This is a genomic window from Nocardioides renjunii (genome assembly GCF_034661175.1).
GTDB classification, from domain to species: domain Bacteria; phylum Actinomycetota; class Actinomycetes; order Propionibacteriales; family Nocardioidaceae; genus Nocardioides; species Nocardioides renjunii.
In genome coordinates, this window is the sequence record NZ_CP141058.1 from 3749239 (window position 1) to 3773243 (window position 24005).

A 24005-nucleotide genomic window follows, 5' to 3' on the forward strand; every position below is an offset into this window, starting at 1 on the left:
GCCACTAGACTTCTTGGCGCTGCGGCCCTGCTGGCCGCGCCCGGCCCCTGTGGCCGCCTCGTCTCCGCCCCGGAAGGCCCCTGCATGCCCACCCAGTCCCGCTCCGACCTGCGCAACGTCGCGATCGTCGCGCACGTCGACCACGGCAAGACCACGCTGGTCGACGCGATGCTGCGCCAGGCCGGCGCCTTCACCGCGCACCAGGCCGAGAGCGTCGCGGACCGCGTCATGGACTCCGGCGACCTCGAGCGCGAGAAGGGCATCACCATCCTCGCCAAGAACACCGCGGTCCACTACGCCGGTCCGGCCGGCGGCGGCCAGCCGATGGTCATCAACATCATCGACACCCCCGGCCACGCCGACTTCGGCGGCGAGGTCGAGCGCGGGCTGTCCATGGTCGACGGCATCGTGCTGCTCGTCGACGCCTCCGAGGGCCCGCTCCCCCAGACCCGGTTCGTGCTGCGCAAGGCGCTCAACGCCGACATGCCGGTGATCCTCGTCGTCAACAAGACCGACCGCAGCGACGCCCGCATCACCGAGGTCGTCGACGAGTCCTACGAGCTCTTCATGGACCTGCTCGACGACTCGCACAGCCAGGACGCGCTGGACTTCCCCGTCGTCTACGCCTCGGGCAAGGCCGGCATCGCCTCCCTCGAGCAGCCCGAGAACGGCTCGATGCCGGAGGGCTCCGACCTCGAGCCGCTGTTCAAGACGATCCTGGAGACCATCCCGGCCCCGCAGTACGACGACGAGGCTCCGCTGCAGGCGCACGTCACCAACCTCGACTCCTCGCCGTTCCTCGGCCGGCTCGCGCTGCTCCGCGTCCACCAGGGGACGCTCAAGAAGGGCCAGACCGTGGCCTGGATGCGTCGTGACGGCGAGGTCAAGAACGTCCGGATCACCGAGCTCCTCGTCACCGAGGGCCTCGAGCGCAAGCCCGGCGAGTCCGCCGGTCCCGGCGACATCGTCGCCATCGCGGGCATCCCCGACATCACCATCGGCGAGACCCTGGCCGACGCCGAGAACCCGATCGCGCTGCCGCTCATCCACGTCGACGAGCCCGCGATCTCGATGACCATCGGCACCAACACCTCGCCGCTGGTCGGCAAGGTGAAGGGCGCCAAGGTCACCGCCCGCCTGGTCAAGGACCGCCTCGACGCCGAGCTCGTCGGCAACGTCTCGCTGCGCGTCCTGCCGACCGAGCGTCCCGACGCCTGGGAGGTCCAGGGCCGCGGCGAGCTGGCGCTGGCGATCCTCGTCGAGCAGATGCGCCGCGAGGGCTTCGAGCTCACCGTCGGCAAGCCGCAGGTCGTCACCCGCGAGGTCGACGGCAAGGTCCACGAGCCCTACGAGCGCCTCACCATCGACGCGCCGGAGGAGTACCTCGGCACGATCACCGAGCTCCTCGCCGCCCGCAAGGGCCGCATGGAGGGCATGACCAACCACGGCACCGGCTGGGTCCGCATGGACTTCGTCGTCCCGTCGCGTGGCCTCATCGGGTTCCGCACCGACTTCCTCACCGAGACCCGCGGCACCGGCATCGCGCACCACATCTCCGAGGGCTACCACCCGTGGGCCGGCGAGATCCGCTCGCGCAACAACGGCTCGCTGGTGGCCGACCGCGCCGGTGCGGCGACGGCGTACGCCATGACGTCGCTGCAGGAGCGCGGCGTGCTGTTCGTCGAGCCGACCACCGAGGTCTACGAGGGCATGATCGTCGGCGAGAACTCCCGCGCCGACGACATGGACGTCAACATCACCAAGGAGAAGCAGCAGACCAACATCCGGTCCGCCACCTCGGACAACTTCGAGAAGCTGATCCCGCCGAAGCGGCTCTCCCTCGAGCAGTGCCTGGAGTTCTGCCGCGAGGACGAGTGCGTCGAGGTCACCCCCGAGCAGGTGCGCATCCGCAAGGTCGTGCTCGACGCGAACGCGCGGGCCAAGACCGCGAGCCGCGCCCGCAAGGCCAACAAGTAGCCGAGGCGTCGTGACCTCCAGCCCCGACCAGCCGGCCCGTCCGCACGACGACGCGCTCGCCGGGCGGCTGGCTGCGTGGCTGGAGGGTCTCGGCCTCGCCGAGCAGCTCGGCGCTGCCGGGCTGCCGACCTACGAGCGCGACGAGGCGGGGGTCGTGCGCTGGCACGAGCCGGCGACCGGCGAGCCCCTCGACGCCGAGCGCCTCGAGGACCTCGACCGGCAGCTGCGCTCGGTGGGTGACGACCCGACGCACGGGGTGCCGGTGGAGCTGGTGCGGCTGCGGCGCGAGGGCCGCGTCCGGGCGGCGCTGCTCGACGGCGGCTGGTCGTCCTACGCCGAGGTGGGCCGGATGCGAGGCGTCTCGGAGAACGCGGCCAGGTTCGCGCTGCACAAGGCCGCGGGGCGCCGTACGGTCCTGCTGGTGCAGCACCAGGGCGAGACCCTGGTGCCGAGGTTCCAGCTCGACGACACCGGGGAGGTCCGCAGCGAGCTGCTGCCCGTCCTCGAGCCGCTGCTGGCCGCGGGCATCGACCCGTGGCGGGTGTGGGCCTGGCTCACCACTCCGGCGGCGCTGCTCGGCGGTGACGTGCCGCACGAGGTGGCCCGCGACCCCGAGGAGCTGTCGGTGGTGCAGCGCGCCGCCGTCGCGCTGGCCGAGCGGGCTCGCACGACGCGATGACCTGCGGCCCCCTCCGGTGACGGAGGTGGCCGCAGGCGCGTCGCCCCACGCGGTCAGTCGGTGACGACCGCGACGCCCTCGACCCGGACCGGGCCGCGGACCACGACGAGTCGCAGCTCGCCGGTGCGGGCCTTGCGGAGGTCGACCTTGCGCAGCACCTGGGAGCGGTTCTTGCCCCGCAGGTTGACCGTCTTGATCCGCTTCTGGCCGACGTAGACGTTGAGCAGCGCCGGCTGCTTCGTCGTCGTCACCACGAGCACGACCCGCGTCGCGCGCCGCACCTTCTTCGACAGCTCCGCTCCGCGGTCCTGCGAGGCGACGTAGTCGTTGCCATAGGCTTTGCGGTCCTTCACCCGCGTCCAGCGACCGGACTGCCGGAAGGCGCCGTCGTCGTGGGGACGCGTGAACGTCCGGCGCTCCGGGGTCGCGTCGGCGACACCGGCCGCGTTGACCGCGGCGACGACGAGCTCGTGGGTGCCGGGCTTGGCCCTCACCGTCAGGGACCCGTCCGCGCAGTCGACCTCCTTGCCGTCGAGCGTGCACTCGAAGGTGGCCGGTGCGGTGGAGCTGCCGAAGCGGAAGCGCTGCTTGCGCTCCAGCACGATGGCTCCGTCCTTCGGGCCCCTCTCGACGGTCGTCTCCGGGCTCGGGACGGCGGCGAGCTTGAACGAGGCGTCGTTGACGTCGAAGAAGTAGTTGTCGACCGCCTCGATCTTGATGCGTACGTCGCCGCTGGTGACGTTGGGCATCGTCAGCCGCTCGGACCCGTCGTTGGGCGTGCTGGCCGCGAGCACGGTGCCGAACGTCGTCCCGCCGTCGGTCGACAGCGAGACCTTCACGTTGGCCGCGAGCCGTTGGGTGTTGTTGACCGCCCAGGTCACCGGCACCGTGGCGCCGCCCGGGACCGTGGTCCCGGCCCCGGCCTGGGAGGTGACGAGGAACGGACCCGCGCCGGGGTCGATCCCGAGCGTGACGTCGTCGTGCGCCAGCCCCCCGCCGTTGGGGAACAGGTCGCGCGCCGTCAGCCGGAACCTGATCGCCGGTGTCGTGTTGCCGAGGCTGCCGAGGTACTCGGCCCCGGGGAGGAACTCGGAGTAGCAGTCGAGGAGCGTGTCGGGCAGCTGCCGGTTGGGCAGGCCCGTGGCCGGCGGGCAGCTGCCCGTGGCGGCGTTGGTGTTGCCGGCGAGGATCTGCGCCATGTCGGGGAACACCCGCGTCGGGCTGCCGTCGGCGAGATTGATGCCCGGCGACGGGGACTTCAGGCTGTCCTCGTCGCTGACCACCGCGTCGTCGCCGAAGACGCGGAACAGCGGACCGTAGACCTTGCGGTTGTCCGGCAGGCTGGTGCCCGAGCCGAAGTCGGCCTGCTCCCAGAGGTAGACGAGCGGGTCGCCGTCGACATCGGTGCCGGACCCGGTCAACGCGAACGGCGTGCGGATCGGGATCGTCCTCGCAGCGGGCGCCGTCACCACCGGCGCCGTGTTGTCGGCGAGCTCGTCGGTCTGCGGCAGGTCGATGCCGTTGTTGTCGGCCGGCCCGCCCTTCTCGGTCTCACCGACGAACCCGCTGACGCCGGCGCTGCCGCTGGCCACCGTCAGCGGCGCCTGGTCGAGGTCGGAGGGCCCGCCCTCGAAGAACATCCGCGGCTCCTCGTTGAAGATCACCTGGAAGCCGCGGTCGTCGATCGGCTCGACCAGGGGGTCGCCGTCCTCGTCGGAGTTGAACACCTCGTCGTAGCCCCACTGGGCGATCGACACGTCCTGGCCGGTGAGGGTCTCGACGGCCGCCTCGACGCCCGCGTTGGTGTAGTCGGTGCCGCGGGTGAGGGTGATCGGACCGGTGGCCCCCGGGAAGTCGAGGCTGATCGTCTCGCCGTCGGCGTCGAAGCCGCGCAGCGACACCGTCTGCACCTCGATGACGTTGTAGGGCGTCGACTGGACGGCCTCGACCTCGTCGACGGTGAGGAAGGAGAAGTAGGGGTCGGTGTGCGGCTGCAGGTCGTCGCGTCCGCAGATGCCGGCGTAGGCCATGACCGACGAGCCCGACCCCGGCTCGACCGAGGCCTCGGAGATGTTGTCGGCGCAGTTGCCGGCCGCTCCGTTGAAGGTGTGGTTGCCGCCGAACTGGTGCCCGATCTCGTGCGCGACGTAGTCGATCGCGAAGAAGTCGCCCTTGGGCTCCGCCAGCCCGGTGCAGCCGCCGCCCTTGTAGTCGCCGCCGACGACGCCGAGGTAGGCGACGCCGCCGCCGTCCTTGCCGAGCGCGATGTGGCCGACGTCGTAGCTGGAGGCGCCGATGAGCTGGCCCAGGACCGTGCGGTTCTGGCCGAGCGTGAGGATCGTGCAGCCGTCGAGGTCACCGGGGAGGTCGTCGTCCTCGGTGGTGGGGTCGCCCGGGTCGGCGACGTCGAAGCACGGCGCGGAGCCGCACGGCCCGTCGGGGCCGGTGGCCTCGGCCTCGGTGTCGAAGTTGAGCTTGTCGGTCTCGTTGACGAGGCGCAGCTCGGTGGCCAGGTCGTCGTTGTAGATCTGGTTGACGCGATTGATCAGCGTGACCTTCTCGGCCAGCACGTTGTCGGTGCCGAAGTAGGCCGCGTAGGACGGGTCGCTGGTGAGGGCGAGACGGTAGAAGTGGCGGTCGACGCGCTTGCCGGCGTCCGCGTCCTTGGCCTGCGCTGCCCGGACGGTGTCGCGCAGCGCGGTGATCTCGCCCTCCGTGCGCTCGCGCTGCGGAGCCGGCAGGTCGGCGGAGAAGTAGCTCAGGTGCGCGGTGGAGCCGCGGCGGTTGAAGGCCGGGTCGACGTACCAGTCGCTGCGGCCACCGGGCGTGCGGACGAAGGCGTGGAAGCCCATCGGCGTGATGTCGAGCGCGACGGTGGCGCGCGGGTCGTCCATGCCGCGTCCCGACCAGGTGCGGATCTCGGGGTGCGCGCCCGCGAGCCCCGACTCCATGCGCTGGGTCTGCTCGACGCGGAAGGCCTGCAGGGAGCCGTCCGGGGCAGGGATCCGCACCACGGCGAAACCCTCGCCGGCCGGGAGCTCGTCGCGCAGCCCCGCGAGGTCGACCCGCGTGGCGGCGTAGGCCCTGGGCTCGACACGGATCTTGGACCCGCTGAGGTCGAAGCCTCGCAGCGGGGCGAAGGTGCGGTCGTCGGGCGCCGCCGTGGCGACCGGGACGGTCGCGACGAGCACCCCCGCTCCCAGGACGACGACGAGACTGGCGGCGATGCTGCGGATCCGGTGCGACATGCGTGCTCCTCAGTGGCGGTGGACGCAGCCTAGGGCCGCTCACCGACAGGGCGCCATACCTCCCGACGCGGACCGCCCTGCCCCGACAGGGTCGGGGCAGGGCGGTCGTGGACGGTCGTCGTACGCGGTCAGCGGGTGGTGGTGATCGCCACGCCCTCGATGCGGACCTGCTTGTCCTCGGCCACCACGATCCGGAGGTTCCCGGAGGTCGCTCCGTCGAGGTCGACCGTGCGCAGCTGCTTGGTCCTGCCCTTGCCGCGCAGCGCGAACGTCTTGACCAGGTCACGGCCGACGAAGACCTCGACCGGGCCGGACGTCCTGCCGGTGCTCACGACGAGGCTCACGCTCGTGGCCCGGCGCAGCCGGTGCGACAGGGTCGCGCCCTGCTGCCGGGAGCGCGCGTAGTCGCCGCCGAAGGCCTTCGCCGAAGCCACGCGCTTCCAGGCCCCCCGGCTCTTCAGGGCACCGTCGTCGAGCGGGACGGTGAAGGTGCGCGTGACCGGGGTGGCGTCCACGTTGCCCGCGGCGTCGACGGCGGCGACGGACACGACGTGCGTGCCCGCGGACGGCTTCTTGACCTTGAGCGTGTCACCGCAGGCGATCGGCGCACCGTCCAGCGTGCACCGGAAGGTGGCCGGCGACTCGGAGGAGACCAGGCCGAACCGCGCCGTGCGCTTCAGCAGCACCGACCCGTCGGCCGGACCTGAGCCGATCGACGTGCTCGGCGCCGTGGTGTCGCCCGGGCCACCGGTCACGACCACCGTGAACGTGCGCTCCACCGGGTCGTTCGACCCGTCGGAGATCGTCACCGTGACGGGATAGGTCCCGGCAGCAGCGGTGACCTTGCCCCGCACCGCCCAGCGTGCCGTGGCGGGACGGACCCCGTCGGCGGTGGCCTCGACCCGGTCCAGGGTCAGCCCGGTCGGCAGTCCCGACGCGGTGGCGCTGATGCTGTCGGCGTCCACGGCGCCCGTGGTGGCCGACAGCTCCACGGCCGGGCTCACGCCCTGGCCGTAGGCCGCGGTCGTGGTGGTGGCGCCGGGGCCGTCGACCGACAGCGAGGGCCGGATCGAGAAGTCGGCGTTGTTGATGTCGAAGAAGTAGTTGCCGACCGCCTCGATCTTGATCCGGGCCTGCGTCGTCCCGTTGTTGGGCCAGGTGACCGGCGCGCTGCCGTCGTTGGGCGTGCTCTCCACCAGCACCGTCGGGAAGGTCAGCCCGCCGTCGGTCGACAGGCTGATCCGGACGTCGGGTGCCATCGTCGGCGCGTTCGTGCCCGCCACCGTCCAGGTCACGGTCTCGGTGCGACCGGCGACCGCGGCTCCGGGCGTGTTCTTGGAGTTCACCAGGAACGGGCCGGCGGCCTTGTCGAGGGTGAGCTTGACGTCGTCGTAGGCGTATCCGCCCGCCTCGGGGTCGAGGTCGCGAGCGGTGAAGCGGAAGTTGAGCGACGGCTCGGTGTTGCCGGCCGCTGCCGACCCGACGTACGCCGCCGTGGGCAGCCACTCGGCGAAGCACTCCACCACGGGCACCGGCACGTTGCTCGCACCGCCGGTCGCCGGCGGCGCCGGCATCGGCGGGCACTCACCGCTGACGTTCGTGTTGTTGGCCGCGATCTGCGCCATGTCCGGGAAGGTGCGGCTGGGGTTGCCGTCCGCGATGTTCTCCCCGGGCGACTCGATCTCGAGCGTGCCGGCCGGCGTCACCGGGGCGTACGCACCGAAGATGCGGAACAGCGGGCCGTCCGCCTTGGCCTGGCTGCCGAGGCGTACGCCGGTCGCGCCGCCCCTGTCGTTCTGCTCCCAGATGTGGACCAGGGCGTCGCCGTCGGGGTCGGTGGCCGAGCCGGTCAGCGTGAACGGCGTCCGGATCGGGATGGTCCTGTCCGCCGGCGCCGTGGCGACGGGTGCCCGGTTGGCCGTGGTCGTGACCTGCCAGCCGGCGTTGTCGATGGGGCCGCCCTTGGCGGTCTCGCCGACGAAGCCCGAGGCGTCGCCGCTGGCGACGGCCACCGAGAGCTGCGGCTGGTTGACGCCGGCGAGGCCGGGGCCGTTGAAGGTCACCTGGAAGCCGGCGTCGGTGAGGTCGCCGGACCCGCCGAACGCGGCCACCGTGACGGTGCCGGCACCGGTGACGGCCTCGATGGCCGCGTCGATGGCGGCCGTGGTCCAGGTCGTGCCCCGGACGATGGGCGCGGTGGTCTGGCCGTTGAAGGTGAGAATGATCGACTCGCCGTCCGTGTCGAAGCCGCGCAGCGACACGGTCTGCACCTCGTTGATGGCGGGGCGCGGAGTGAGGACGTAGGTGGTGAGGTCGGTGACGCTGCGCTGCGAGAAGTACGGGTCGGTGTGCGGCTGGAGGTTGTCCTGCTGGCAGATGCCGGCGTAGGCCATCACCGAGGTGCCCGAGCCGGGCTCCCACGGCGAGCCGTTGCGGTTGCCGCCGCAGTTGTACTCGGTCCCGTTGAAGGTGTGCGGACCACCGAACTGGTGCCCGAGCTCGTGTGCGACGTAGTCGATGGCGAAGAAGTCGCCCTCGGGCGTCGGCAACCCGGTGCAGCCGGCCGCCTTGCGGTCGCCACCGACGACGGCCAGGCCGGCGATGCCGCCGCCGTTGACGCCGAGGGCGACGTGGCCGACGTCGAAGCTGGACGCCCCGACGAGCTGGCCGAGCACGATGCGGTTGCGGCTCAGGGTGGAGCTGCCGCAGCTGGTGAGCTGGGCGGGGGTGAAGCACGCGGCCGCGCCGCACGGCCCGTTGGGCTCGGTCGCCTCGGCGGCCGTGTCCAGGTTGAGGGCGTCGGACTCGTCGATCAGCAGCATCCGGATCGCCAGGTCGTCGTTGTAGATGTGGTTGACCCGGTTCATCAGGGTCACCTTCTCGCTCAGCACGTTGGCGGTGCCGAAGTACGTCGCGTACGACGGGTCGTTGAGGAGGGCGAGGCGGTAGGTCCGGAGGCTCACCGCGGTGCCGGGCGCCTCGCCGGCGGCCTGCTGCTGGGTGAGGTCCTGGTGGAGGTCGTGATCGAGCTCGGGCTCGACGAGGCCGCGCTGCGGCGCCGGGACGTCGCTGCCGCGGTAGGAGACGTAGAGGCTCTGGTCGCCGTTGTAGGCCGGGTCGACGTACCAGGCGGCCTTCTCACCGGCTCCGCGCACCGAGGCGTGGAAGCCCGTGCGGGTCAGGTCGAGGCGGATGGACGCGGTGGGGTCCTCGACCCCGCGACCGGCGTACGTCCGGAGCTCGGGGTGCGCGGCGGCGAGGCCATCCTGCATGACGGGCGACTCGGTGACGGCGAACTCCACGAGCTCGCCGGTCGGCGCCGGGACACGCACCACGACCGGGTCGGCGGAGGCGTCCTCGGCGGGCGCCTGCTCGAGCCGCTGCGCGATCGCGGGGCGGTCGAGGGTGTAGGCCTCGTAGGCACGCGGCTGGACGCGGGCGTCGTTGCCGCCCTTCGCGCCGCGCTGCTGCTCGTTGGTGGAGGTCCAGTAGTCGTCCCCGGCTGCCGACTGCGCGGCTGGCGACGAGGTGGCCGGGGCGGTGAACGCCTGGAGGCCGGTGGCCGTCAGGACGACGGCGAGAGAGGTGGCGGCGATGGCGGCGGCTCTGCGCTGCGCCCGCCGGAGGGCGCGAGGGTAGGACAAGGACTGCTCCCGAGAGGGTCGAAGGGTGGCTCCAGCCCCTGTGACCGCTGGTGACAGTGGGATGGAAGCGTCAACCTAGATCCGCTCGCCCGGATTGGGAAGACGTCCACGTCCCATCGGGTGGGCCCCGTCAGGCAGCCGGTGAGGCAGCCGTGCGGCGCAGGGTCGGTGCGAGCACGACCAGGCCCAGGAGCGGGAGGACCGCGAGCACGAGGAGCGCGCCGGGCATGCCGAGCGGACCGCTCAGCCCGGCGACCACGGCGGAGCCGATGCTGCCACCGATGAGGAAGAGCAGCGTCGAGACGCCGAGCGCGACGCCCCGTACGTCCTCGTGCACGGCGTCCCCCACGACGGCGCTCAGCGCGGGCTGGCCGAGGCCGAAGGCGAAGGTGACCAGCACGATGCCGACGACGAGGACGGTCGCGCTGGCCCAGAACGCGCCAGCGGTCGCCACCAGCAGCGCGCCCGAGGCGACGAGGCCGGCGATCGCGAGCGAGCGGCTCGGCCCGATCCTGGCGAGCATCGGCCCCGTCACCTGCGGCACCAGCAGCGCGACGGCGGCGCTCGGCACCATGGCCAGACCGACCTGCCACGCCTCCCAGCCCTCGGCGAGCAGCACGGCGGGCAGCGCGATCAGCATGGCGAACCACGAGGCGGGCACGGCGGAGGCCGCGATCGCGCTTCGCACGACGGTCGCGTTGCGGATCACCTCGACCGGCAGGAAGCCGTCGGGGCGTCGTCGTACGCTCGCGCGCACCGCGGGCACGCCGAGCACCAGCAGGACGGCGCCGAGGGCCGCGACGACCAGCCCGCCTGACGGGGACTGCACGAGCAGGACCATGCCGGCGGAGGTCAGCGCGACGAGCACGGCGCCCACCACGTCGAGGCGGGCACCGCTGCCTCCGGTCGGCAGCGCGCGCCACAGCAGCGGCACCACGAGGGCGCCGAGGATGGGCAGCGCCATCACGGCGCGCCAGCCGAAGGCCGCCTCGACGACACCGCCGATGAGCGGACCGAGGCAGCTCACGGCGGCCGCCACGCCGGCGAGCCGGCCGAAGGCGAGGCCACGCACCTCACCGCTGTAGCGCGCGGAGAGGATCGTCACGCCGAGCGTCGGTACGGCGGCGGCGCCGGCCCCCTGCAGCATCCGCGCGCCCAGCAGCACCTCGAAGGTGGGCGCGAGCGAGGCGACGAGCGCGCCGACCGACATCAGCACGAGGCCGGCGAGGAGGGGGCCGCGGACGCCGACGAGGTCGGAGATCCGGCCGTAGAGCGCCGTCGTCACCGCGAGCATCAGCACGTAGAGGCTGATCGCCCAGGCGGCCAGGCCGGCGCTGACGCCGAGGTCCTCGCCGATCAGGGCGAGGGCGACCGCGGCGCTCGAGGAGCCCATGCCGGCGAGCCCGAACAGCAGCCCCAGCAGCATCGAGACGCGGCGGGAGTCGTCAGCCTGGTCGGTCGCAGGGTCGGTCTCGGTGGCGGAGGTCATCAAGGAGCGACAACCGCCGGTGGGGTCCGGTTGTTCCCGGGGGGCCCTCAGGCGGGGATCAGCAGGGCTTGTAGTCGAACGTCAGGTCACTGAGGAAGATGCCCTGGTTCGTGTCGACGCCGCTGGAGAACTGGTTGGCCCAGTTCCAGTAGGTGATCGTGAAGGTCGAGATCGGGCCGGCGTAGCGGACGCGGATGTTGCCGGCAGTGCTCGAGACGTCGTTGAGCGCGTTGTTGGGCGACGTGTTGTAGTAGCGCTGCGTACCGTTCGGACCGTTGTTGTCGGACGTGATGGCCGACCCACGCGACTGCTCGACGTAGCCGGGCGTCAGCTCCAGGACGTCGTCGAAGTCGCCCGAGTTGGAGTCGACGTCCGTGACCGTGAAGGTCAGGTTGCTGACAGCCCGAGAGAACGAGAACGTGTAGGAACCACGGTCGTTGCGGCCCTGGGGGCTCGCGGACGTCGTCGACTGGACCAACGTCAGGGCCGAGGTACCCAGCCCACCAGCTGCGGAGACAACCTGCAGCGCGTTGCCGAAGGCGGTCTCGTTGCCGGGCTTCATGTTGCCGGCGTACGACGTCGACAGGCTGAGCGTCAGAGTGGGCACCGGGCCAGTGAGGTCAGGGTCGAAGGTCGCGGACCCGCTGCGACGGTCCGTCGCCCGTGTCCACGTCGTGTTGGCGCTGTCCCAGTCCAGGACCTGGTTCGTCCGAGGGTCGCACGGCGACGCGGCGAAGGCGGGCGCGGTCGTCGCAACAGCGACCACGGGAACCGTCCAGGCCGCACTGCGCACGATGGTGCGGCGAGAGGGGCGAACCCCTTCGAGCAAGCTGTTGTCGTTCGACATGTGACGCGATCCCCCGGTGACTTCTGCGACCCCCACGGTCGCTCGATGTCACGACGGTAGGTCGCGGCCAGTTACGGGACAGTAACGAGAAATACCCGTCACCGACCCGGCTGGACCACGGATTCCACCGTGCCGCGTCGGCACGTGCGCCTGATCAGCAGCCGATCGCCGTGAAGTTCAGGTCCCCGAGGAAGACGCGGTGGTACTGCGTCCCGCCAGAATTGTTCCAGTAGGTGATCGTGACGGTCTTCACGTCTGCTGCGCCAGTCGTCGTCGTCGGGAAGTTGACCTGCACCTGCGCTCCTCCGGCGTTCTCACCCACGTTGCTGTCTCCGGCCCGCAGCCACGGATCGCCATTGACACCGTTGCCCGTGACCCCGTCCTTGACGTTGGCGAAGCCGACGATCGCTCCGGTGCCCGTGCGAGCAAGCACCTCGACCCGATCCGAGTAGGCCGGGTTGGTGATCGTGTCGATGTCGGTGACGTAGAAGCTGAGGCCCCGCACCGGTCGGGAGAACGTGATGGTGACCTCTTGCCGATTCCCACGACCGGGCGTGCTCGCCGCGTGGTAGAGCATCACGCCGCGCTCGCCCTGACGGCCGCCGAGGCTGGTGACCACCGGGTCCTGAGTGGTCCCCGTGCCAGTGTTCGCCGGCACCGTGAGGTTGCGCGTCTGGTCGGGGCGGTTGTTGCTCGTGGTCGTGTTGTTGACGACGTCGTTGCTGTAGCTGACGCTGGCGAACGAGACCGTCACAGCCGAGGAGTCCAGCGACGACACAGTCGCGGACGAGGCACGGAAGCTCGTGCGCGAGTACGGCGTCGTACCCCAGTTGAGCTGGTACGTGTACCGGTCGGAGCAGGGCGACGCGGCGAAGGCGGGAGCGGTCGCCGCCATCGTGACCACGGGCACGCTCCATGCAGCGCCGCGGACGAGGGCGCGCCGCGACGTGCTCAGGGTGGGCGTGGTTCCGGTATCGGCCACGGGAGTCGTCCTCAATTCCAAGGTTCGTCGAAGGTCGTTCGTAAGGAACGTTAAGCGGTCGTCATGAACGCGACGGTAACGATCGTGGGCGGCGATGGTGACGAAACTGCGGGTCGCCCTGTGTTCCGCCCCTCACTTCGGTGCAGGACGCGGAACGGATTGGTCCCGAGCGAGAAACTTCCCGGGCCCTCTCCAAGCGCCTGCGGGCGACCGTGACGACGACCTAGCCTTGCGCCATGACGACGTCCCACGGCGCCGCACCGGCCCCCGGTCCCGGTGACGAGGACCTCCAGAGCACGGACGCGGCTCGGGTCGAGGCCGTGCGCGATGCGCGACTCGCGTCGGACGCCGAGCGCGAGCTGGTGTGCGAGGTGCTCAACGGGGCCTTCGGCGAGGGCCGGCTCACCGCGGCCGAGCTGGACGACCGGACGTCCCGTGCGTTGGCGGCGCGCACACACGGTGACCTCGACGACGTGCTGGTCGGCCTGGCCGGACCGGGCGCGGCGATGCCGTGGGCGACCCGGCCCGAGCGCGGCATCCTCCCCCGCCTGATGTTCTGGGTGGTCGGGATCCTCACGTCACCCTTCGTGTTCGTCGGCTCGATGTTCCTGCTGTTCGGCTCCGACGGGGGCGACCGCATCTTCGGCATCGTGCTGATGGCGCTCTTCCTGCCCGGGCTCATCGCCCTCTACCGGTGGGCACACCCGCAGCGCTGACGCTCACGCCACGGCGCGATGGAGGCGCCGGGGCAGGCCGAAGAGCCACGTCCACCCGAGGCGTTCAGCGCCGACGGCGAGGACGACCGGCACGACCACACCCAGCGTCGTCCCGGCCACGAGGTGCACCCACGGGTCGGCGACCCCGAGCTGCACCAGCACGATGCGGGTGCCCGACGCGACGACGATGTGCGCGAGGAAGATCTCCAGCGACCTGCGCCCAACGAGTGCGACGGGTCCGGCGACCGGCGTGCGGGCGAGCAGGGCCGCGACGGCCAGGGTCGCGACCGTCCCGGCGCCGCACCCCAGCACGCCGAGCAGGATCGAGTCGACCGTGCGCGAGCCGCCGCCGGTCGTCGGAGTGGTGGGAACGGACGCGAGTCCGACCCACAGCCAGACGGTGGTGCCGACCACCGCCCCAGCCACGACGACGCCGCGCCGACGCGCGAGCGCGGCGTGCCCGGACTGCGTGACGACGCAGCCGATGAGGAACGGGAACAGCAGCGCCCAACCGCGGGTGAAGGCGTACAACGGGTCGAAGCCCCACACGGCCACCGCCAGCAGCCCGGCGAGGCCCAGCACGACGGCGGCCCTCGCCCGGCTCCGCCAGGGCTGCGTGGTCGCCGCGACGACGGTGACGCCGATGAGCCAGGGCAGGAACCAGAGCTGTCCCTCCGGTATCCACGCACGCGCGACGTCGCCCACGGTGACCGGCGTGTTGGCGACGGATGACGCGGCGACCCGGACCGTCCCCTGGATGACGGTCCACAGGAGGTACAGCCAGACGAACAGCGTCACCCGCCGGGTGAGCATCTGCCGCGTTCCGTCCCGCTCGACCGCACGCTTCACGAACAGGCCGGAGAGGTAGGCGAACGTGGCGAGGTGGAACAGGTAGAGCAGTCGGTCGATCCCGAGCGCGGTCTCGAGCGGCAGCAGCGAGGCCGAGGCCAGGCCCCTCTCGACGTGGCCGAGCACGATCGCGACGATGGCGACACCGCGGGCCACGTCGACGGACTGGTCGCGGGCGCTCGTCGGGGCCACGGATTCCACGGGGCACCACTATGGAGCACGGACCGTACGATGCGGGCCATGTCGTCGGCTCCCGTGGCAGCGCTCGTCGTCCTGCTGACGCTGGCCGCCGTGCTCGTCACGAGCGGGGTCGCCAAGGTCCGCGACCGCCGGGCGACCCGCGATGCGTTCGACGCGCTCCGGGTGCCGCCAGTCGTGCCCGCTGATGCTCTGGCCCCGGCGCTGCCGTGGTGCGAGATCGCGCTCGGCGTCCTGCTCCTCGTCGCGCCGGGCGGCTGGCTCGTGCCTGTCGCTGCCGCCACGGTGGCACTCATGCTGGCCTACACCTGGGTCGTCGCTCGCGCCCTCGGATTCGACGAGCCGGTCACCTGCTCGTGCTTCGGCAGCCTCGGCCGCCATGCCGTCGACCGCCTCACGCTCGTCCGCAACGTGCTCCTGTGCGTGCTGGCCGCGACCGCCCTGTGGCTCGCGCTGGACGGCGGGTCCGCGCCGTCCGCCCTCCGTGAGCTCGACCCCGGCGGCTGGTGGGCACTGCTCGCCACCGCGGCTGCGGCGACCGTGGCCGTGCTGGTGACCGGCGGAGGAGCCTCCACGCCGGTGGCCGACGAGGACCTCCTCGACTACGAGCGCCACGCCACGCCCTACGGCGCCCTCACGCTCCACGACGGCACGACGGCGAGCCTCGCCGAGCTCACGGCGACGCAGGCCCGGCTGCTCGTCGTGCTCAACCCCGGCTGCGGCCCCTGCGTGCGGGTCGCGGAGCGGCTGGACGAGTGGGCGGCCGCGCTGCACCCGGCCGTGGGCGTCGTGGCCGTCCACCCTGACGAGTCCTCCGCACGTGCCCAGTCGCTGCACTCTCCCCAGCTAGGAGCCTGGGAGCCCGAGCTCAACATCCGCCGCGTCTTCTCGGTCGGCACCCCGTCGGCCGTCCTCCTCGGTGCTGACGGCTTCCTCGCGGGTGGGCCGGTGGCCGGCGAGAAGTCCGTCACCGCCTTCGTCGCCGAGGTGCTCGACGCGGTCGCCGAGCAGCCGAGTCCGGCCGAGTGACCGGCCCCGGCTCCTAGGATCGTCGCGTGCCCGACCCCACGCTCTCCGTCGTCGTGCCCACCCGCGGTGGGGCCCACCGGCTCCCGGTGCTGCTCGACGCGCTGGCGACCCAGGACATCGCCGAGCCGTGGGAGGTGGTCGTCGTCCTCGATGGTGACGTCGACGGCAGCCGTGCCGTCCTTGAGGCGTACGCCGACCGGGTGCCGCTCCGGATCGTCGAGGGGGACGGCGGCGGGGTCGCGGCCGCGCTGGCCGCCGGCTACGCCGAGGCGCGCGGCGAGATCGTCGTCCGCTGCGACGACGACCTGACGCCCTCGCCCCGGTTCCTGGCGGGCCACCTAACCCACCACCGGTCCCGACCCGCTGGGGGGCCTCCGCTGGGACTGGTGTCGATGACGCGCGACGTTTTCGCCGACACCCCGTACGCCTCCGCGTACGGCCGTCCCGCCAACGAGCGCCTGCTCGCGGAGGCCTACGCGCGACCGGCCTCGGAGCGGTGGCGGCACTGGGCCGCGTGCAACTCCGTGCCGAGGGCCGCCTACGAGGCGGTCGGCGGCTTCGACGTGGCGATGGGCTACCGGGAGGACTCCGAGCTCGGCCTCCGGCTGGCGGAGTCAGGCGTGGAGATCGTCATCGACCCGGACCTCGAGGTCGAGCACCGCGGCCCCGCTCCCGACACGGCCAGCCGGGCGGCGCGGGCGTTCACGTCGGGCGCCTCGACCGTCGCGTTCGAGGAGCGGCACCCCGGCACGCACACCACTGCCCCGGCACCCGGCGGGGATCCGTGGAGCCGCGCGGTCCACGCCGCAGCGGCTCGGATCGGCTCGCGCGAGGATGCAGCTGCGCTCGGCCGGAAGGTCGACCGGCTCCTGCCCCGCCTCCCCGACCGTGCCCGCCCCAAGGCCGTGGCGTGGGCGGTGGAGGCCGCCGCCGTGGCCGGGCGACGCGTCGGCGACGCGGCCTGGGTGCGCGACGCCCCGGCGACGACGGTCGGCACGGTCAGCGTCGTCGTCCCGCACCACGGCGACCCGGCTCCGACGCTCGCGCTCGTCGACCAGCTGGCCGCCCAGACGCACCCGGTCCAGGTGATCGTCGCCGACGACGCCTCCCCCACCCCGTTCCCCGAGACAGCCGGCGTCCAGGTCGTCCGCCGCGCCGCCAACGGCGGCTTCGGCGCCAACGTCAACTCCGGCGCCGCTGCGGCGACGGGCGAAGCGCTGCTGGTCCTCAACAGCGACCTCACACTCGAGCCGACGTTCGTCGCGGACATGGTCACCGCTGCCCGGCAGCACCCGAGGGCCGTGCTGGCGCCGCGGATGGTCGACGAGCACGGCGAGGAGGCGTGGGTGGGCCGCGACTTCCCGCGCATCCGGCACCACGTCGCCGCCTGGCTGACACCGCTCGCCCGCTTCCGCGACACCGACGCGTGGCACCGCGCGGTCGGCCACGACGTGCGGGCCCGTCGTGCTGAGGCCGAGGTGGACTGGGTCGTGGGCGCCGCCATGTGGATCCCGATGCAGGACTTCCGGGCGGTCGGCGGCTTCGACGAGCGCTACTTCATGAACTCCGAGGAGATCGACCTGCAACGACGCCTGCGCGAGCGCGGCGTCGCCGTCGTCGCGCTGCGCTCCCCGACGGTCGTGCACGCCGGCGGCGGCTCGTCCCCGTCGGAGTCTCGGCGCAGGTGGCTCGTCGAGGGCATGCTGACGTACGCCGACACGTGGGGCTCGCGCCGCGCCCTGCAGGCCGCCCTCACCGCGGCGACCGGCGCCAACCTCCTCGTCAACGCCGCCCGGCGGGCGACCGGGCGGGACCTGCGGCCGCTCGAGGTCGCCCGGACCGAGCTGTCGATGATCCGGGGCCGTCGATGACGAAGGCACTGATCCTGTCCGAGCACGACCTCGACGCCTGGGAGGAGCGGTTCCGGGCAGGTGAGGTGCCGGCACCACTGCCCTACGGCGTCGACGCACTCGCCGACCTCGGGTGGACGCTCACCGGTTCCCGTCGATCCGCCGCACCCCGTTGGAAGCGGTGGCGCGACGCCGTTGAGCACCGCGCCGGCTTCCCGGTCGAGCGAGCCGTCCGCGGCATCGGCGAGGCCCGCCGCAGCGACGTGGTGCTCGCGCTGCTCGAGCAGCAGGGCGCAGCAGCAGCGGGGCTGCGCCGCGCGAAGGTGCCGCCCTACGGGTCGACGCCGCTGGTGGTGTGGTCCTGCTGGCTCGCCGATGACATCCGCTCGGCTGACCCCGCGCAGCGGCAGCGGCTGAAGCGACGCTTCGACGGGGCGGACCTCATCACCCACCTGTCACGGCACGAGACCGAGATCTTCACGGACCTCGGAATCAACGAGGACCGGCTCTTCCCGGTGACCTACGGCGTCAGCCATGAGTTCTACGTTCCCGGCGACGGCCCGCGTGACGTCGAGCTGCTGGCCGTCGGGCAGGATCGTGGTCGGGACTACGGGACTCTCTTCGACGCCGTGCGTGGCACGGACCTGGTGCTCGACGTGGTCTGCAAGCCGGAGAACCTGGCCGACCTCGCCGTGCCTGACAACGTGCGAGTGCACGGCGTCGTGCCGCTCACGGCCTACCGCGCCCTCCTGCAGCGTGCCCAGGTCGTCGTCGTACCGACTCGCGACCTGGCCTATCCGACCGGCTCGAGCGTCGCCCTGGAGTCGGCGTCGTCGGGTGCCTGTGTCGCCGTCACCGGCACCCGGGCCATGCGCGACTTCTTCACCGACGGTGTCGACTCGCGGCTGGTGGACGAGGGTGACGCCGACGGATGGCGCGAGGTGCTGACCGAGCTGAGGAGCGACGCGGAGCAGCGCCGGCGGCTGGGGGCAGCGGCCCGGGCCAGCGTCGCCACGACGTTCAACGCGCGACACATGTGGACCGAGCTCGCGGACGTCATGCGGGAGCGCGGCCTCGTCTGACCCAGGTCCGCCGGATCGTCTCGGCGAACCGGTCGCGGCCGTAGGTCTGCTGGGCCCACTTCTGCGCCGTGTTGGACCGTGACTGCGCGGGCCGCCCGTCGTCGAGCACCCGCGCCACGTGCTCCGCCAACACGGCCGGGTCGTCACTCGTCCCGGCGTAGAGGTCGTCGCCCTCGATCCCTTCCGCGCCCACGGTCGTCGTCACCACCGGTACGCCGTGGCACAGCGCCTCGACCGTCTTGAACTTCACCCCGGCGCCCTGCAGCACGGGCACGAGCGCGACGGCGGCGCCGGCGTACTCCGCGCTGAGGTCGTCGACGAAGCCCGCCAGCTCGACACCGCTGCCAGGAGGCAGGCCCGCCACCCGGCTGCGGAGCTCGTCGGTCGCCCCACCCCCGACGAACCGGAGCACGGCGTCCGGCCGCGCCGACCGCACGTGCGGCCAGACCGTGTCGATCGTCCACAGCGCGGCCTTGTTGTTCTCGTCGCGCGCGAGGTAGGACACCACGACGACGACCGGCTCTGCGGCCGGCTGGTGCGGCGGCTCGTCCCCAACCGACAGCGGCGGGTGGACGACGGTGTGAGGCGGATCGCCAAGGAGCTCGGCGTCCTTGCGGCTGAAGACGAGCACCTCGTCGAGGCGCCGGATCATGTCCCGCTCGTGGGCGCGTGACCGGGCGGCGACCCCGCCCCAGTAGCGCCGGTCCTCCGGGGTGTGCTGCGGCTCCCGGGAGAACGACTGGCTCATCACGTCGTGGAACGTGCCGGTGATGCGAGTCCGGGGGTTCAGGCGGCGCAGCAGGCGTACGAGCCGGATCGACTCCGAGTACTGCAGGTCGATCACGTCGGCGTCCCTGATCGCCCGCCGGGCCTGCCGCGACCTCATCAGGCCCAGCACGAACGGCAGGGACGGCGCCCCGGGGTCGCGCCGACGCCACCTCGTGTCGGCGGTCAGCACCGCCCGGTTGAGGACCTTGCCCAGCAGGCCGCGGCCACTCTCGTGGCCGAGGAGCAGCAGGGTGCGCGGCACGCCGGGCCTCGTCGCTGCCTCGTGGTTGAGCCGGTTGCCGACGGTCAGCATCGTCAGCTCGGTCTCGTCGTCGAGCAGGCGCTGCAGCTCGAGCAGGTAGCGACCACCTGCGTGCGGGACGCCCTCGTGACCGACGTACATGCTGATGAGCACCACGCGGGGACGAGTCACGAACCGCATCTTCCCAGACCCTCCGCCACCTAGACTTCCGTCCGTCCCGACGAAGGAGCACTGATGCTGCGGCTGATCCTGGCCCCCCACATGGACGACGAGGCCATGGGGTGCGGCGGCCTGATGGCCAAGCACCCCGACGAGTGCGTCGTGGTGGTGATGACCGACAGCGGCGAGGTCCGCGCCCGCGAGCACGTCGAGGCGATGAAGATCCTCGGCGTCGCCGAGTCGCGCCAGCTGGACTTCCCCGACGGCCAGACGCCGCAGCACATGACGGAGATGGTCGGTGCCATCGACGAGATCATGGCCGAGCTCAAGCCGGAGGAGCTCTACCTGCCCTACCCCTCGCTGCACCAGGACCACATCGCGGTCTACGAGGCCGGCATGCGCTCGTGCCGGGTCTCGATGTCGCTCGACCACTGGTTCCCGCCGAGCGTCTACGTCTACGACATCGCGGTCTACGACGTGAACCTCTACCCGACCGACCTGCGCTGGAACGTCTTCGAGGCCCTCACGGAGGAGCAGATCACCGCCAAGGAGGCCGCGTGCCAGGCCTACCAGTCGGAGATCCCCACCGACGTCCACCCCATCAACAGCGTGCGCCAGATCGCCGGCGCGCTCGGCCAGGTGCGGCTCGTCCCCTACGCCGAGCAGTACGCGCTGGTGCGGACGGTGCGCCGGTGAAGGTCGCGATCCACCAGCCGGACCTGCTGCCGTGGCCGGGCTTCTGGTTCAAGATGCTCAACAGCGACCGCTTCGTCCTCGCCGTGCACGACCAGCTGCAGAAGCACTGGGTGCAGCGCCGGGTGATGATGCGCGGGTCGTGGGTGACGCTGCCGCTGGAGACCAAGCCGCACCTCATCCCCATCAACGAGACGATCGTCAAGCCCGGCTGGCAGGACCACCTCGAGAGCTCGATCACCGGCCGCTACCGCGGGGCGCGGCACTGGAAGGACCGCAGTGACGACGTGCTCGCGATGATCCACGCCGTCGACTCGCATAACCTCGCCGACATCAACCATCAGCTGATCCTTGCCATGCGCGACCACCTCGGCATCACCACCGAGGTGGTGGTCACCGACCCGCCGCAGGAGAAGGCCGCCGACCGGGTGCTCGAGCAGCTGCAGATGGTCGGCGCGACGTCGTACCTGTCCGGCACCGGGGCGCGCGACTACCTCGGCGACGAGGCGCAGGCGAAGTTCCGCGAGCTCGGCATCGGCCTGGAGTTCTCCGACCACCACAAGACCACCGGCGACTCGATCGTGACAGTCCTCATGGACGTCGACGACCCCATGGAGATCGTGGCGAAGGCTGCCGCGCCGCACTGATCCTCAGTCGGGGAGCGCCCAACCCGTCGGGATGTCCCGCACGATGCTCCACCGCGGGTCCAGCTGCCACGCGGCTCCGCCGAGGTCCGTACGGATGTGGAACCACGGCGCGACCACCTGCTCCGGTCGACGGGACCGCCACGCGCTCAGGTACCCGCCCCAGTAGGAGAAGGTCGAGTTCGCCAGCACCAACCGGGACGCGTGGGCCAGGACGGCGAGGTGCACCTCGGGCGGCTGCCCGGTGTCCTCGAACTGGAGCGACTCGCAGTGCCCGGCGAGCCACGACAGGTGCTGCCGGCACCACTCGATGCCGTCAGACACGACGATGATGCGCCCGACGGGACCGCCCACCTCGACGCTGCGGGCGAGGGCGACGCGGAGGTAGTCGTCCACGTCGAAGCCGTAGTTGCGCCAGTTGGCCTCGTTGCTCACGTAGTCGCCGCGACGGACGTTGAACACGACGTCCTGCTCACCGGCACGGAGCGCCGTCGGGACCCGCTCGAGGTCGAGCATGCCGCTGGGCTCGAGGAACCCCTCGATGAACCGGGCCAGGTCCTGCTCGTCGAAGTGGGGACCGAACTCGTTGTGCAGCCCCTTCTCACGCCGGTCCGTCAGGCGCAAGTCGCGCGCGTCCACGACCAGCTCGGCCGCGGCCGCTCCGAAGACGGGCAGCCACCTGTCCATGGCCGGCGTCCGCAGGCAGACGACGTCCGCGCCGCGTCGGCGCATGTCCCAGGCGTGCATCCAGTCGTAGAGGAAGTTGCCGAGGTGGGCGGTCGGCTGGGTCCACAGCACCGTGCGGGGACCGCGGCGGACCCACCGGTCCTGGAAGCGGTCGAAGGCCTTGCGTGCGCGCCAGTGCATGCGGGTCAGCCCACGTCCGCCGCGGGATGGTCCTCGCCGGCGAGGACCCAGTCCGGCTGCCAGCCGCCGGGGAGGTCGTCGACGAAGCTCCACTGCTGGTCGTACTCGTAGCACCGCCCCGGCCCGTAGCGCTGCTGGAAGAACGCCGGCGCCCACACGCTCGTGCTCCCCAGCGCAGTGGCGGCCACGGCCGCTCCCCAGATCGAGAACGTCGAGTTGGAGATGACGAGGCGTCGGGACGAGCAGACGTCGCGGAAGTTGTCGATCGGGCCGTCCTCCGCTGCCGGGAAGGTGACGTCGGGCGCCATGTCGCGCAGCCACGGCAGCCGTCGGCGACACCACGCGACGTCATCGGAGACGACGTGGATCCGGCGCACAGCGCCGTCGGACTCCAGTGCTCCCTCGACGGCGAGTCGCAGGTAGGCGGCGAGGTCGATGGCGAACTCGGGACGGTGGTGCGGGTTGCTGTAGTAGTCGCCGCGGCGGACGTTCACGGTGAGCACGTCGCCCGTCGCGAGCTCGGAGTCGCGTACGGACGACAGGGCGGGCGCCGACAGCAGCCAGTCCGCGATGAACGCGGCACGGCTCGCGTCGGTGTAGCCGCGGCGGTCCCCCGCGTGCGCCACAGGGTCCGCCCAGAGGTGCGCTCGCTGGTCGAGCACACCGACGTCAGTCGGCTCCACCAGCCACGGGCGGACCGCCGGGAAGTGCGGGACCCAGTAGCGCATCTTGTCGATCACGAGCACGCGCGGCGAGGGCTGCTCGTCGCGGTGCGCGTGCGCCCACGCCCAGAGGTAGAGCTGGTTGCCGAACCCCATGAACTCAGGCGTCCAGTTGACGATCCGTCTGCCGAGGCGGCGTCTCGCGACGTCCAGCGCCGGCTCGGCCGTACGGCGCGCGAGCGCCTTGACGGTCCCGGCGGGGTTCATCGGCGCCGAGCCTCGAGCCGGTCCAGCACCCGTCGGCCCGTGCGGCGGGCCATCACCCGCGCACGGTTGAGCACGTCGGTGGCGGGCGCGTGCGCCTGGTAGTGCCGGAGCGTCACTGGATCGGGCAGCAGCGAGGTGGAGCCGGGCGCGGTGATGGCCTCGAACGCGACGCCCAGGCGTTCCCTCACCAGCCCTGCGCTGTGCCGCGACCTGACCCAGTCGCGCCCGCGGGCGGCGCGTTCGTCGAAGAGCGACCGGTCGTGCTCGAACCACTCCATCGCCTCGAGCGTGCGGTCACACATGTCGACGACGTCGGAGTCCGCGATCACCGACGCGTGCTCGGGACGCATGTACTCCTTCGCACCGTCGCCGGTGAAGCCGACGACGTAGCACCCCGACGCCATGGCCTCTGCGCCCGGCAGGCCGACGCCCTCGCGCTCGGCCCCGAACAGGAAGATCGCGGCTCGACCGAGCTCCTCGGCCACCTGCTGCTGCGTCATGCCGTCGATGAGCACGATCTCCCAGTCGGCGAGCCGGCCCGAACGCCGGACGAGCTGCACCGCTCCCAGGAGGTCCTCCCGGCGCCGTCGTGGCATCAGGGCGATGCGCTTCTCCTTCGGTGACGGCGTGAACCAGTCCTCGATCTGCACCGGGACGTTGTGGATCGGGAAGCCGGGGTGGCACGCCCGTTCGAGGAACGTCTGGATGGCGTCCGACACCGCGATCGCCGCGGTGGCCTGCGGCCAGCCGGGGTAGGCGCCGGGCTCGTCGGTGAGGAAGTCCGAGCTGGCGAACACGAAGTCCATCCCCTGGCAGAGCATGACGACGGGCTGCCTCTCGGACAGGAAGCCCCACTTCGACCCGCCGGTCTCCGGCATGACCAGGACGTCACCGGCTGCGAAGTCGAGCTCGGTCCCGGTGTCGACGGGAGCCGTCGACCCCCACGACTCGTAGGCGAACCCGGGGGTTCCGTGCCACACCCGCGCGTCGTGGCCCACCGCCCTCAGGTGCTCGACGTAGCGGTAGATCACCTTGATGCCGCCGCTGGGAGTCGGCAGGTCGGGCGCCATGAAGCGGATCACGCGACGATTCA

General features: G+C 71.9%; 18 protein-coding genes. 8 read left to right on the forward strand and 10 right to left on the reverse strand.

From position 1 onward, the window contains the following. The first annotated feature begins 84 nt into the window (after positions 1-84). Together typA and SHK17_RS17995 are read left to right on the forward strand one after the other, a co-directional pair. The gene (typA, locus tag SHK17_RS17990; RefSeq protein WP_172266791.1) at positions 85-1977 is read left to right on the forward strand and encodes a translational GTPase TypA; all 1893 of its coding nucleotides are present in this window, start codon (positions 85-87) and stop codon (positions 1975-1977) included. 10 nt (positions 1978-1987) lie between these two features. Next, positions 1988-2656 carry a hypothetical protein gene (locus SHK17_RS17995; RefSeq protein WP_322920223.1) on the forward strand — a complete coding sequence of 223 codons (669 nt, stop codon included), beginning with the start codon at positions 1988-1990 and terminating at the stop codon, positions 2654-2656. A gap of 53 nt (positions 2657-2709) precedes the next feature. Here SHK17_RS17995 and SHK17_RS18000 read toward each other — a convergent pair whose 3' ends face one another. The 5 genes from SHK17_RS18000 to SHK17_RS18020 form a co-directional block, all read right to left on the reverse strand. Further along, positions 2710-5904 (reverse strand): reprolysin-like metallopeptidase, encoded by a 3195-nt coding sequence (locus SHK17_RS18000; protein WP_322920224.1) that lies wholly within the window; start codon positions 5902-5904, stop codon positions 2710-2712. 128 nt (positions 5905-6032) lie between these two features. Beyond that, the gene (locus SHK17_RS18005; RefSeq protein WP_322920225.1) at positions 6033-9548 is read right to left on the reverse strand and encodes a M12 family metallo-peptidase; all 3516 of its coding nucleotides are present in this window, start codon (positions 9546-9548) and stop codon (positions 6033-6035) included. Positions 9549-9678: 130 nt separating this feature from the next. Next, entirely contained in the window at positions 9679-11037 is a 1359-nt protein-coding gene (locus tag SHK17_RS18010) for an MFS transporter (RefSeq protein ID WP_322920226.1), read from the reverse strand. A 58-nt stretch (positions 11038-11095) separates the two neighbouring features. After that, positions 11096-11644 (reverse strand): hypothetical protein, encoded by a 549-nt coding sequence (locus SHK17_RS18015; RefSeq protein WP_322920227.1) that lies wholly within the window; start codon positions 11642-11644, stop codon positions 11096-11098. Between the two features lie 394 nt (positions 11645-12038). Next, positions 12039-12866 carry a hypothetical protein gene (locus SHK17_RS18020; RefSeq protein WP_322920228.1) on the reverse strand — a complete coding sequence of 276 codons (828 nt, stop codon included), beginning with the start codon at positions 12864-12866 and terminating at the stop codon, positions 12039-12041. A 236-nt stretch (positions 12867-13102) separates the two neighbouring features. On the opposite strand from SHK17_RS18020, the gene SHK17_RS18025 reads away from it, so the two are divergent. Next, a complete protein-coding gene (locus tag SHK17_RS18025; protein WP_322920229.1) occupies positions 13103-13582 on the forward strand; it encodes a DUF1707 SHOCT-like domain-containing protein in 480 nt (159 codons plus the stop codon). Positions 13583-13585: 3 nt separating this feature from the next. Here the strand turns inward: SHK17_RS18025 and SHK17_RS18030 are convergent, their stop codons facing one another. Next, positions 13586-14632: an acyltransferase gene (locus tag SHK17_RS18030; RefSeq protein ID WP_322920230.1), complete on the reverse strand. Its 1047-nt coding sequence runs from the start codon at positions 14630-14632 to the stop codon at positions 13586-13588. Positions 14633-14671: 39 nt separating this feature from the next. Here SHK17_RS18030 and SHK17_RS18035 point away from each other — a divergent pair, with 39 nt between their 5' ends. Genes SHK17_RS18035 through SHK17_RS18045 form a run of 3 tightly spaced genes read left to right on the forward strand, consistent with a single transcriptional unit; the run spans position 14672 to position 18590 of the window. After that, a complete protein-coding gene (locus SHK17_RS18035; RefSeq protein ID WP_322920231.1) occupies positions 14672-15658 on the forward strand; it encodes a TlpA family protein disulfide reductase in 987 nt (328 codons plus the stop codon). Between the two features lie 26 nt (positions 15659-15684). Then, complete coding sequence (locus SHK17_RS18040) at positions 15685-17529, forward strand: glycosyltransferase family 2 protein (protein WP_322920232.1); 1845 nt, start codon at positions 15685-15687, stop codon at positions 17527-17529. After that, the gene (locus SHK17_RS18045; protein ID WP_322920233.1) at positions 17526-18590 is read left to right on the forward strand and encodes a glycosyltransferase; all 1065 of its coding nucleotides are present in this window, start codon (positions 17526-17528) and stop codon (positions 18588-18590) included. The genes SHK17_RS18040 and SHK17_RS18045 overlap by 4 nt, the downstream gene beginning before the upstream one ends. Here SHK17_RS18045 and SHK17_RS18050 read toward each other — a convergent pair. After that, positions 18565-19791 carry a glycosyltransferase gene (locus SHK17_RS18050; RefSeq protein WP_322920234.1) on the reverse strand — a complete coding sequence of 409 codons (1227 nt, stop codon included), beginning with the start codon at positions 19789-19791 and terminating at the stop codon, positions 18565-18567. The two genes, SHK17_RS18045 and SHK17_RS18050, sit on opposite strands and share 26 nt — an antisense overlap. A 63-nt stretch (positions 19792-19854) precedes the next feature. Here SHK17_RS18050 and SHK17_RS18055 point away from each other — a divergent pair, with 63 nt between their 5' ends. Further along, positions 19855-20475 (forward strand): PIG-L deacetylase family protein, encoded by a 621-nt coding sequence (locus SHK17_RS18055; protein ID WP_172266824.1) that lies wholly within the window; start codon positions 19855-19857, stop codon positions 20473-20475. Beyond that, positions 20472-21119 (forward strand): WbqC family protein, encoded by a 648-nt coding sequence (locus SHK17_RS18060; RefSeq protein WP_322423209.1) that lies wholly within the window; start codon positions 20472-20474, stop codon positions 21117-21119. Before SHK17_RS18055 ends, SHK17_RS18060 begins: the two co-directional genes overlap by 4 nt. A gap of 3 nt (positions 21120-21122) precedes the next feature. Here SHK17_RS18060 and SHK17_RS18065 read toward each other — a convergent pair whose 3' ends face one another. Genes SHK17_RS18065 through SHK17_RS18075 form a run of 3 tightly spaced genes read right to left on the reverse strand, consistent with a single transcriptional unit; the run spans position 21123 to position 23994 of the window. Then, positions 21123-21983 carry an alpha-1,2-fucosyltransferase gene (locus SHK17_RS18065; RefSeq protein ID WP_322920235.1) on the reverse strand — a complete coding sequence of 287 codons (861 nt, stop codon included), beginning with the start codon at positions 21981-21983 and terminating at the stop codon, positions 21123-21125. 5 nt (positions 21984-21988) lie between these two features. Next, the gene (locus SHK17_RS18070; protein ID WP_172266833.1) at positions 21989-22912 is read right to left on the reverse strand and encodes an alpha-1,2-fucosyltransferase; all 924 of its coding nucleotides are present in this window, start codon (positions 22910-22912) and stop codon (positions 21989-21991) included. After that, complete coding sequence (locus SHK17_RS18075; RefSeq protein ID WP_322920236.1) at positions 22909-23994, reverse strand: glycosyltransferase; 1086 nt, start codon at positions 23992-23994, stop codon at positions 22909-22911. The genes SHK17_RS18070 and SHK17_RS18075 overlap by 4 nt, the downstream gene beginning before the upstream one ends. Positions 23995-24005 lie beyond the last annotated feature (11 nt).

Excerpts from the sequence above, each read along its gene's own strand:
- typA (WP_172266791.1), top strand. The coding sequence starts at position 85 with ATGCCCACCCAGTCCCGCTCCGACCTGCGCAACGTCGCGATCGTCGCG.
- SHK17_RS18000 (WP_322920224.1), bottom strand. The coding sequence starts at position 5,904 with ATGTCGCACCGGATCCGCAGCATCGCCGCCAGTCTCGTCGTCGTCCTG.
- SHK17_RS18010 (WP_322920226.1), bottom strand. The coding sequence starts at position 11,037 with ATGACCTCCGCCACCGAGACCGACCCTGCGACCGACCAGGCTGACGAC.
- SHK17_RS18025 (WP_322920229.1), top strand. The coding sequence starts at position 13,103 with ATGACGACGTCCCACGGCGCCGCACCGGCCCCCGGTCCCGGTGACGAG.
- SHK17_RS18035 (WP_322920231.1), top strand. The coding sequence starts at position 14,672 with ATGTCGTCGGCTCCCGTGGCAGCGCTCGTCGTCCTGCTGACGCTGGCC.
- SHK17_RS18045 (WP_322920233.1), top strand. The coding sequence starts at position 17,526 with ATGACGAAGGCACTGATCCTGTCCGAGCACGACCTCGACGCCTGGGAG.
- SHK17_RS18055 (WP_172266824.1), top strand. The coding sequence starts at position 19,855 with ATGCTGCGGCTGATCCTGGCCCCCCACATGGACGACGAGGCCATGGGG.
- SHK17_RS18065 (WP_322920235.1), bottom strand. The coding sequence starts at position 21,983 with ATGCACTGGCGCGCACGCAAGGCCTTCGACCGCTTCCAGGACCGGTGG.
- SHK17_RS18070 (WP_172266833.1), bottom strand. The coding sequence starts at position 22,912 with ATGAACCCCGCCGGGACCGTCAAGGCGCTCGCGCGCCGTACGGCCGAG.